General features: G+C 35.0%; 11 protein-coding genes and 1 pseudogene. All 12 read left to right on the top strand.

The genetic code is table 11. From position 1 onward, the window contains the following. Positions 1-91 precede the first annotated feature (91 nt). The 12 genes and pseudogenes from JG537_RS04605 (at position 92) to JG537_RS04555 (ending at position 10258) form a co-directional block, all read left to right on the top strand. Complete coding sequence (locus JG537_RS04605) at positions 92-679, top strand: CPBP family intramembrane glutamic endopeptidase (protein ID WP_246454303.1); 588 nt, start codon at positions 92-94, stop codon at positions 677-679. A 151-nt stretch (positions 680-830) separates the two neighbouring features. Beyond that, on the top strand, positions 831-2156 hold the full coding sequence (locus JG537_RS04600) for an MATE family efflux transporter (protein WP_199544010.1): 1326 nt from the start codon (positions 831-833) through the stop codon (positions 2154-2156). Positions 2157-2249: 93 nt separating this feature from the next. Continuing rightward, positions 2250-2525, top strand: coding sequence for a TIGR04197 family type VII secretion effector (locus JG537_RS04595; protein WP_132869347.1), 276 nt, complete (start codon positions 2250-2252; stop codon positions 2523-2525). A gap of 6 nt (positions 2526-2531) precedes the next feature. Beyond that, a complete protein-coding gene (locus tag JG537_RS04590; protein WP_199544531.1) occupies positions 2532-2993 on the top strand; it encodes a TipC family immunity protein in 462 nt (153 codons plus the stop codon). Between the two features lie 135 nt (positions 2994-3128). Next, positions 3129-3815, top strand: a complete 687-nt coding sequence (locus JG537_RS04585; protein ID WP_199544009.1) for a LexA family transcriptional regulator — start codon at positions 3129-3131, stop codon at positions 3813-3815. Between the two features lies 1 nt (position 3816). After that, the gene (locus tag JG537_RS04580; RefSeq protein ID WP_074563634.1) at positions 3817-4020 is read left to right on the top strand and encodes a hypothetical protein; all 204 of its coding nucleotides are present in this window, start codon (positions 3817-3819) and stop codon (positions 4018-4020) included. Continuing rightward, positions 4021-5436, top strand: coding sequence for a Y-family DNA polymerase (locus tag JG537_RS04575; RefSeq protein WP_199544008.1), 1416 nt, complete (start codon positions 4021-4023; stop codon positions 5434-5436). Continuing rightward, complete coding sequence (locus JG537_RS04570) at positions 5433-5783, top strand: hypothetical protein (protein WP_199544007.1); 351 nt, start codon at positions 5433-5435, stop codon at positions 5781-5783. The genes JG537_RS04575 and JG537_RS04570 overlap by 4 nt, the downstream gene beginning before the upstream one ends. 12 nt (positions 5784-5795) lie before the next feature. Continuing rightward, a pseudogene (locus JG537_RS09725) lies at positions 5796-6062 on the top strand (DUF5960 family protein); the annotation flags it as partial. A 194-nt stretch (positions 6063-6256) separates the two neighbouring features. Continuing rightward, positions 6257-7981 (top strand): DUF2075 domain-containing protein, encoded by a 1725-nt coding sequence (locus JG537_RS04565; protein ID WP_199544006.1) that lies wholly within the window; start codon positions 6257-6259, stop codon positions 7979-7981. Between the two features lie 16 nt (positions 7982-7997). Further along, positions 7998-9398, top strand: coding sequence for a HEPN domain-containing protein (locus tag JG537_RS04560; RefSeq protein ID WP_199544005.1), 1401 nt, complete (start codon positions 7998-8000; stop codon positions 9396-9398). Positions 9399-9424: 26 nt separating this feature from the next. Next, positions 9425-10258, top strand: coding sequence for a hypothetical protein (locus JG537_RS04555; RefSeq protein ID WP_199544004.1), 834 nt, complete (start codon positions 9425-9427; stop codon positions 10256-10258). Positions 10259-10358 lie beyond the last annotated feature (100 nt).

Raw genomic sequence — 10358 nt, 5'->3', positions numbered from 1 at the left:
TGACATCTAAAAAGGGAGATTTCAGGATATGATGAGTGAACAGAAAAAGATTAGTTTTAGAGATTATATCACTTCAAACGCTATTCCTATTATGATTGAAGTGGTCTTTGTCTTGTCGTGTTTGATTGTGCCATCTAGCTATATCATTTACACAAATGCTTTATTTTATCTCTTGCTCCTAGCGTATTTTCTTATCTCGAAAGATCTTAATTTAAAAGGCTGGTTTTTAAGTTTTAAGAGTGGTAGAAAGTACTGGATTCAAGTTTTACTGACTTTGTTAGGGTTTATGTTTGCTTTTGGATTGACCGTATTTTTAGAAGGTGTTTTTCCAAATTTTAATACTGGAACTCTTGATTTGAAAAGAGACAGCTGGTTAACACTCTTAATATTTGCCGTTTCGACTATCTTTTTGCCAGCTGTGACCGAAGAAACATTTTATAGAAAAAATATGATTCGTTTTGCTAGCAAGAAAATAATTGTCCTCACGACCTTTTTTAGCATGCTATTCTACGCTTTAGAGCATTCTCTTTCATGGTGGGGTATTTTATTAGCTATGATTTGGGCATTTCCTTTGAGTGTGTCTTACATCAAAACCAAGAATATCTATGTTGTGATGACGGCACATTTTATTGGAAATGGTTGTGATGTGATAGCCACTTTGATTCATTTGTTATCTTGATTAGAATCCTCTAAATATGTACCTTTAGCCAAATTTGGCTAAGGGTGTTTTTTTAGAGGCTAAATGCCTAAAAAAATTGTGCAGATGGACCACTAGTGGTTTGCAAACGTTTGCGGTATAATGCAATTATCATAAAATATGGAGAATGCATATGACAAAAAGAAAAGAATTCTTGAAAGAAGCAATGGCTATTGCTATTCCAGTTGCTTTACAAGCAATGCTTCAGTCGTCGTTTTCTATGATTGACCAGTTAATGGTCGGACAACTTGGAAAAACTGCAATTGCAGCTGTTGAGGTTGGTGGAAAACCACAGTTTGTTTTTGCTTTTGTCAGTGGGGCTATCGCTACGGTAACAGGGATTATGGTTTCCCAGTACATGGGGAAAAATGATCAGAAAAAGATTAATACAAGTATGTCTGTTAATCTTTTGGTCATGTTAGCATTAGCCTTGTTTACCATGGTGCTTTGCTTATCCTTGCCAAGCGAACTTGCAGGTATTTTCACCAAAGATAGCAGTGTTGTTTTATCGGCGAAACCCTATCTTCAAATTCTGGCTTGGGTTTATCCATTGTCTGGGATTTCGACACTGTTAGCGGTACAATTACGTTGTCGTAACCGTGCCAAATATCCTTTGTACATTAGTGCTGTGGCGGCTCTGGTCAATACCTTTATGAACTATGTTTTGATTTTTGGTCATTTTGGTATAAGCCCTATGGGGATAAAGGGAGCTGCAGTTGCTAGTCTCTTATCACAAGTTGTGAATCTGCTCTTGATGATTTACTTCTATCGTAGAACATGCCGTTTTGCTTTTGATTTACATATGAAAAAAGTAGAAGTTGTTCAGTATATTGTCATGCTGACACCGATTGTTGTTAATGAGTTGCTTTGGACTATTGGGCAAAATGTTAACACTTATATTTATGGTCATATGGGGACTAGTGAACTTGCGGGGATGTCCTTAACTGGTCCAATCCAAGGGTTATTTATCGGAGCTTTGGCTGGTCTATCGCAAGCTGCGGGAATTTTGATTGGTCGTCGTCTGGGTGAACATGATTACGATAGGGCCTATCAAGATTCTAAGAGACTATGTCTTTACGGTTTTGTGGCTTCCTTGATTTTGTCAGTTATTCTTGTACTTAGCCAAGGATTTTATATCAATCTGTACAATGTCGGTGACGATGTCAGCCGTGTCGGCACACAATTACTCATAACATTTGCCATATTAGCACCTGTCAAAGTTCAAAACATGATACTAGGCGGAGGCATTATTCGAAGTGGTGGTAGAACTAAGTATATTATGATTATTGATATTTTAGGAACTTGGTGTATCGGTGTTCCGTTAGGGCTCTTTACCGGCTTGGTTTTAAAATTGCCGATTGTTTGGGTTTATTTTATTCTATCGCAAGAGGAATTGTTCCGTTTTATCGTGTCAGTCTTTATGTTCCGCAGTAGAAAATGGATGAATACCATACAATAGTTGAATTTAGGCGGGCCTAAGTCCGCTTTTTTTCTGTCTTATAAGCGTTTTTATGATAAAGTGAAAAATAAATTAGGTGAAAAGGATTTTTTTATGGGAACAGTCAAAAGTAATCAAGAAGTAGCGCATACCTATGCTAGTCAGTTAGCTAACGCTTGTCAGACCTTGTCTTCAAGTGCCACTGTCAGCAAAGACACACAGACTAATTTAGCAGGAAACACACGTTGCCACGAAGCGATTGATAAATCTGCAACTATACTGACACAAATCACATCAGCTGTTAAAACAGCGTCAGATAATCTTCATTCAGTAGCCAGTGATTTTGAAGCTGTATTTTTGAATCGCATAGAGTCTGCGACAGGCAAATAAAGGAGGATTTATGATCAAAAACTAATAGCTATTCTAGTCTTGCTAGTTGCAGCATTAACTTTTGGTCTTCATCATTATCTTAGTCAACCCAAGAATATTTTTGATGAACTGTATTTAGAAATGAAAGGAAATTATTTAGGTGAGAATGATTTCTATAAAATAAAGGATGCTGACATTAAAAATTATAAAATCATTGATAAAGACATGAATGAAACTGATAAGTTTGAGCCGACTATTAGTTATCCAAATCGGCTTAATTTAGCTAACTCAGATAAATACATCGAAGATCACTCTAAGGTCAAAACTTATCTTGCAAAATACGGCATCATGGCATCTGATTTAGATAAATATTACGATGAAATCGTAAACCAAAAAGTGTTAAAAGACTGGTGTTCTATCTATGATAGTAAGTTTTCACCTAAAGATTATGGCGATGTGACCGTTAAAACCGAGTGGGAAAATTGGTAATAATCTTTGCGACTTCATCTACATGTCAAAGTGGACAATGATCCACTTTTTTTATATAATTAAGTCAGTTATATAACTGACTTTTGAAAGCAAATCAGTTTATCTTTACAAAATACGATAAAAGAGGTGAGTTTGATGTATTATCCTGAAAAGTTAAAAAATCGTCGTTTGGAGCTTGGTTTGAAGCAGACAGAACTGGCAAAGGAGCTTGGGATTTCTAAACAGTCTTATTTTGCTTGGGAAAAAGGTACGGCAAAGCCAACAAAAGCTAACTTGGCTAAGTTAGAAGAGCTTTTGCAAGTGTCGCACGGCTATTTTTCTGAGCTTGAGATTGCGACTCTTTATAAGCAATTAACTGACCAAAATCAGGATAAAGCTTTGACTTATGTTCAAGATTTACTTGAACAGCAGCGCAAGGTGGTTACTATGGTTCAAGAACCACGTTTTGCTTACAAGGTTTACGAACGTTTGTCAGCTGGTATCGGTGCTAATGTCTATGATGATATGGATTACGATACAGTTTATTTTGATAAAGAGTTGGCGCATGATTTTGCCTCGTGGATTGATGGGGATTCTATGGAGCCTACTTATCACAATGGCTCTGTCGCCCTCATTCGTGAGACTGGTTTTGATTATGACGGCGCGGTTTATGCCGTTGTTTGGAATTCACAGACTTATATCAAAAAAGTTTACCGCGAGGAAAATGGGCTACGCCTAGTATCGATTAACAAAGATTATGCGGACAAATTTGCTCCTTATGAGGATAATCCAAGGATTGTCGGGAAAATTGTTGGGAGCTTTATGCCAATCATAGGAGGATAAGATGCGATTAAAAGATATTTTAGATTTAGATTCATATGACTTAGCTCCTGATAGCAAGGTCGAAATTTTTGATATGGATGATTTTGCGGAATCTGTCATGCATCAGCGATTTTCAAGAGTTTATTTACCGGAAAATCAAGACAGTGAACTCTCACCATACGCCTTTTTGGTCAATGATTCTATCTTAATTACCATGGAGGCTTAGATGGGGTATTTTGATTATTCACGAGAGCCACGCTCTGATATTGCCTTTGTGGATATGAAATCTTTTTATGCTAGTGTGGAGTGTGTGGCGCGTGGCTTGCATCCTTTAAAAACGTCCTTATGTGTTATGAGTCGAGCGGAAAATGCCAGTGGCTTGATTTTGGCATCTTCACCGACGTTCAAGAAAGTTTTTGGCAAGTCAAATGTCAGCCGTGCTTATGATTTGCCGTTTGATGTGCACACGCGCAAGTTTTCCTATTACAATGCCAAACGTCAAGGTTTACCAACCACGCCTGAGTATGTCGCTTTCATTGAAAATTGGGCAAAGGCGACTTGGATTGTGCCACCGCGCATGGATGCTTACATTGAAAAGAATATTGAGATTCAGCACATTTTTCAAAATTACGCTAGCCCAGAAGACATTCTACCTTATTCGATTGATGAAGGATTTATTGATTTAACGTCGTCTTTGAATTACTTTGTTCCTGATAAGAGCATCAGTCGAAAAGATAAGCTTGAGATGATTTCAGCAAAAATTCAAAAAGACATTTGGCGGCAAACAGGAATTTATTCAACGGTTGGTATGTCTAATGCCAATCCCTTACTAGCCAAGTTGGCACTTGATAACGAAGCTAAAAAGACCCCGACCATGCGGGCTAATTGGTCCTATGAAGATGTCGAAAGTAAGGTTTGGGCTATTTCGAAAATGACAGACTTTTGGGGAATTGGTAGCCGTATGGAAAAACGCCTAAATAAGCTTGGCATTTTCTCTATCAAGGAACTTGCCAATTGTAATCCTGATATTCTTAAGAAAGAGCTTGGTGTTGTTGGCGTTGACCTCTTTTTTCATGCTAACGGCATTGATGAGAGCAACGTTCACAAGCCTTATAAAGCTAAGTCAAAGAGTATCGGAAACTCTCAGGTTCTTCCGCGTGATTACACCAAACAGGCTGATATCGAGTTAGTTTTTGGGGAAATGGCAGAGCAGGTAGCCATACGTCTTAGACGTGCCCACAAAAAAACGACTAATGTGTCGATTTACGTTGGCTTTTCAAAAGCTGCGCCACAAAGACACCTTCAAGCCCAGGTGAAAATCGAGCCAACTAATAATACTAACCAATTAATCAAACACGTCACAACCCTTTTTCGTAAAAAATACACGGGAGGAGTGGTTAGACATATCGGTGTTTCTTATTCAGGCTTGGTTGATGAATCTTATGGTTTGATTTCCCTTTTTGACGACGTTGAGAAAATAGAAAAAGAAGAAAGGCTCCAGTCAGCAATCGATGCCATTCGCGACCAATTCGGCTTTACAACGATTCAAAAAGCTAATGCTTTGAAGGAAGCTTCACGAAGTTTGGAGCGCAGCCGTTTGGTCGGAGGACATTCTGCTGGAGGATTAGATGGATTAAAATGATTGATCGTAGTTATTTACCATTTCAATCGGCGCGTGAGCATCAAGACCGAGGCATGGAGAAGTGGATGGGATTTTTCTTATCCGAACACACCACCTCTTTAAAACACGACAGCCAAAAAGAAAACCTCTCTAGCCAACTCAGCAAAGCTGAAAAATTAACCTTAATCGGACAACTCTATGCTAGTCAATTGACTGGCCTTTTTACCCTAAAAGATGGCCTTGGCCATAAAATCATCAGCGGACAAGTGGTTGAATTAACCCCAACAAATATCACCTTGCAGACTAGACACCATTACCACGCGCTTGATATCAATGACATTATCACCATCGGCATCGAGGAGGTATAAATGAGCTGATACGAACTCTACCAAGACAAACTACAACTAGATTATTTTTCAGAGAGCTATCTTAAGTTTGAAGAAGACTTCTACAAATACTCTAACATGGATATCCCCCTAACCTTTCTCACAGATGACATCCTACGAGAAATGGCCCTAACCCAGAAAAACTACTTCAAACTCAATAAAGAAAACAGCAAAGACCACCGCGACCATTACTTTTACTTCACCATCATCACCACCCAAGAAAGCCCCCAAGTCAGAACGTATCGGTATGAGGTAAGATAACCCAAAAGGAGATGCCAATGACAATTGGTGGGGTTGGAAGAGGTTGAAGATGAAGAACGTGAAGACTAACCAAGAATAACTTACCTAGTTTTATGAAGAGCCAGGTAAGTTTTTTTATTTGAATGGTTAAGATTTTTTTATTTTAAGTGATATAATAGAAGCTAACGAAACGTTTTCAGAAAAGGATTGAGATTATGTCACTCAAAGATAAATATTCACCAATTATAGAAAAGGTGAGTTATAATTCTTTCTCGGTAAAAGCTATTAAAGATAAGAAACTTCCTGAGAAAGATGAGCAATTACTTTTAGATTATCCAACAGTTTACATCATTGATGATAAAGTATCTAATAAGAAACATAGCTATAGTGTTTATGTTGGAGAAACCTCTGATATTAATCGCCGAACAAGACAACATCAAAACGATGCTACTCGTGAAGATTTTAAAAGACTAGGTAATTCAAAAACTTCTGAGATGTATATCATAGGCCATCGGTATTTTAATAAATCGCTGACGCTAGACATTGAAAATAAATTACTACAATATTTATTAAGTTCAGAATCTGTAAAAAATGTTAGTAATCGAAGAGGAAATCCTCAAAATGATTATTATACTTCTGATATGATGGATTCAATTTTTTCAAAAGTATGGCGTAAGCTACATTCATTAAATAGTGTACTTTTCCCATTAGAATCTGTTATTCGTGATTCGGCGCTATTTAAGGCATCACCTTTCCATAAATTAACAAAGGAACAAGATGATGCAAAAAATGATATTATACTTCAAATTCTTTCAAATCTAAGTCAAAATCTTGAAGGACAATTAATCTTAGTTGAGGGAGAAGCTGGTTCTGGAAAAACCGTTCTAATGAGCAGTTTGCTTTATGAATTGTTTAATTCAGATGAATTTCCTATTGACAAAGATAAGATATCTGTTCACCTTTTGGTTAATCATGAACAACAATTAACAGTCTATCAGCAACTGGCAAAGAAATTGGGCTTAAAGAATAAAAATGGAGCTGAGGTTATTATGAAACCAACAAGCTTTATTAACTCACAGTCTAAAACGGATTCAAAAGCAGATATTGTTATTGTCGACGAGGCGCACTTATTATTAACTCAGGGAAAACAGTCTTATCAAGGAAAAAATCATCTGAAAGACCTATTAGCAAATGCTAAAGTTGTGGTAGCTGTTTTTGATGAAAATCAAATTTTGACAACTGAACAAGTTTGGGAAAGTTCGGATTTAGCAGAAATCAGATTGGATGCTCAGTGTGTGATATCGTTACGCAATCAAATGCGAATTAACGCCCAACAATCAACTATTGATTGGATTCGCAGTTTAGTAGATGAGCAAGTTATTTATCCGTTCAGAAAAGACGATAAATATGATTTTAGAGTATTTGATTCTCCACAAGAGATGTACGAAGCCATCAAAGAAAAGAACCAAGACCAAGAACATGGCATTTCACGAATGCTGGCGACTTATGATTGGAAATATAAGCAAAACGGTAAACCAGAAGACGACCAATATTGGAATGTGAGAATTGGGGATTTTTCAATGCCATGGAATTTACAGTTACCCAAAGATAGAGCAACCAAAAACCTTTCATGGGCAGAACAGAAACAAACAATTGCTGAAGTTGGTTCAACGTATACCATCCAAGGATTTGACTTAAACTATGCTGCAGTCATTATTGGGCCATCAGTAAAATATCGCGACGGGAAAATCGTTTTTGATCCAAGCGCTAGCTGTAACGAAAAAGCCATTCGCAACAGAACACTAGCCGATGGAACTAAAATGAAATTCGGTGAAACATTATTAAAAAACGAATTGAATGTTTTACTAACTCGAGGCGTTAATGGATTGTATCTATTTGCTGTTGACGAAGAATTACAGAAAGCGTTGAAAGAGGTATAATGGAGGGGAGATTGATTTGGAAAGACAAATGTATACAGGAAATGTTATATATAAAGATATTGAATTTGTTTTTTTATTTGATGGAAAAATTCTGCAATTAATACCTCCGAAAGATAAATTTATGGCATTATTTATGGATTTTTTTACAGAAAAAGATAGTTTGACAGGGTTGCGTTGTTCAAAAAGTGCTCCTTTATTTGTTCAAGACGATATTTTAATAGGGAAGTGCAATGAAAGTAATTATCAAACTATTATATTTTTGCCTAGAAAAGGCAGTATTTTTTCTGAAAATGAAAATAAGTTTGAGATAGAAATCAATGCTTTTATTTTATGTAGAAAAAGTGATGAAACTATATCGTGCATGGAATTCTCTTGCCAAGAGCTAGATTACATCCATCCTATGCATAGAGTGTATACAATTTCACATGAAACTAGTGATAAAGATATAATTTTGAAGGCACAAAAAAATAATCCTAGAAAAATAAAAAATAGAGTTTTTAATTTAGAAGGAAGAGAAATAGGGTTATATTTTGGAATAGCAACGAAAATATCTGAAAAACAGAATAATTCTTCTATTGTATTTAATTCAACGATGAGATTTGAATTTGAGCCCACTAATGATTATATTTTTATTTTACACTTGTATGAAATCGCTAGACAATTTATTCAATTTCTTTGTTATAGAAGAAACATTGTGTTTAATGGGGTTAATCTAGTCTCAAATAAAGTCAAAATAGGTATCATGTATGAATCGTCTGAAGTAATTTGTGAAAGTACTCCTGAAAAGAGAGGGTATATTTCAGCTAACCTAATTGAGGAACATGCTGTAGATATATTAAATTGTATAGCTGAGGATAGGCTATTTTTACGACATATACCTAAAAATTATGAGGAATCAACTGTAGTTGATGTAGCTAGCTTCCTTTCTGTTATGACTGCATTTGAATGGGAATTTAAGAAAAAATATCCAAATATAGATGACCAAAAGAGTCAGAAAGCTACTGTCGCAGAAAATGCTGTTGAGGAGGAAATTGTTAAATTAATAGAGAGTTCAACAGGAAGAGAGAAAGCGATTTATAAAAAGTTAAGAAAATCAATACGGAGTTTCACCCCTTTAAACCAAAAAATCCAGCTGATTTTTAAAGATTATCAAGACGAAATAGAGTTATTTGGTAAAAAATTATATTTAAGAAATAATGAAGAGTTTAATATCAATAATATTTCCTCTAGACTTGCTGAGCAAAGGAATGATTTTGCACATGGAAATTTGGATAAAGAGTTTAATTCTACAACGATAATTGACATAATATTAATGGAATTTATTATCTATATAATGCAATTATCTTATTGTGGCGTAGAGAGTGTTAATATCAAAAAAGCTATTAATGATTTATTTTTGCAGAAAATTATTTTTTGAACTTATTAGACTAGAAAAGGGGCATTATGCAGTATTTTATCGCTGATAAAAATAATCCTAATGATCTTTTGAAAGAAATAAATAAGGATGAATTTGATAATCTAAAGTATTATCATTCAACTTTTTTGAATTTTTCAAATATATATGGATGTTATAAAAATTTTAAAGTATCAGAGCAAAAGTTGAAAGATTTTTTAGAAAATCAAGAATTTGAAAATTCTTTAGATAATCTTTTTTATGAAATGAGATATCTGTTTTCAGCAAACATTTTATTAGGAAGGATTTTTATTGACAATGTTAAATCTTTTGTTAGACAATTGAATTTGAAGGATTTAAACACAGAGATAAAGAGTTATGAAAAACGAGATGAATTAAAGATGATGAAATTATTGAGAGATTATAGCCAGCATTTTTCATCACCATTTGATAATTTAAAACAGGAAGTTAGTTTTACTGAAGATACTTGTAGGCTAGAGATTTATACTTCTAAAAAGGAGTTGAGTCGCAATAAAAATAAAAATCAGCGTAATGATATTTTTCTTAATTCTCTAAAGAACGATGTAATTCCACTAACAGATTATTTCTACAGATGGTGTGAAACTTTAGATGAAATCATAGAAAAATGCAAACTACATTTTTTAAATTTCACCTCTCCTCAATTAAAAATATTGATTAGTCAATACTTTTCTATTAAAAATTATAATAATGGTAAAGTGACTCTCATTTATCCATCATATATCAAGAAAGTTAAAAATGGGATAAAGACATCATTTGGATTTATTGCACATGATCAGACTGATGAAAATTATAGATTCGATAGGGATACTTTAGAATATTTATTTGAAAATCTTTCAAAATAATTATTTACCATTCTCCCCAATTCTTCCAGCGCTAGCCAATTTTCTCCCCTTCCAAACATCTCTTTATAAACTTAGGCCTTCGTTAAACCTCCTATACAGC

The organism is Streptococcus vicugnae (assembly GCF_016461705.1).
Taxonomy (GTDB): domain Bacteria; phylum Bacillota; class Bacilli; order Lactobacillales; family Streptococcaceae; genus Streptococcus; species Streptococcus vicugnae.
Note: the sequence above shows the minus strand (reverse complement) of the source record. Positions and strands in the feature narration are given on the sequence as shown.

What these genes read in the sequence shown, in the direction of transcription:
- JG537_RS04555 (WP_199544004.1), top strand. Translation starts at nt 9,425, where the DNA reads ATGCAGTATTTTATCGCTGATAAAAATAATCCTAATGATCTTTTGAAA.
- JG537_RS04585 (WP_199544009.1), top strand. Translation starts at nt 3,129, where the DNA reads ATGTATTATCCTGAAAAGTTAAAAAATCGTCGTTTGGAGCTTGGTTTG.
- JG537_RS04595 (WP_132869347.1), top strand. Translation starts at nt 2,250, where the DNA reads ATGGGAACAGTCAAAAGTAATCAAGAAGTAGCGCATACCTATGCTAGT.
- JG537_RS04600 (WP_199544010.1), top strand. Translation starts at nt 831, where the DNA reads ATGACAAAAAGAAAAGAATTCTTGAAAGAAGCAATGGCTATTGCTATT.
- JG537_RS04580 (WP_074563634.1), top strand. Translation starts at nt 3,817, where the DNA reads ATGCGATTAAAAGATATTTTAGATTTAGATTCATATGACTTAGCTCCT.
- JG537_RS04570 (WP_199544007.1), top strand. Translation starts at nt 5,433, where the DNA reads ATGATTGATCGTAGTTATTTACCATTTCAATCGGCGCGTGAGCATCAA.
- JG537_RS04575 (WP_199544008.1), top strand. Translation starts at nt 4,021, where the DNA reads ATGGGGTATTTTGATTATTCACGAGAGCCACGCTCTGATATTGCCTTT.
- JG537_RS04605 (WP_246454303.1), top strand. Translation starts at nt 92, where the DNA reads ATGATTGAAGTGGTCTTTGTCTTGTCGTGTTTGATTGTGCCATCTAGC.
- JG537_RS04565 (WP_199544006.1), top strand. Translation starts at nt 6,257, where the DNA reads ATGTCACTCAAAGATAAATATTCACCAATTATAGAAAAGGTGAGTTAT.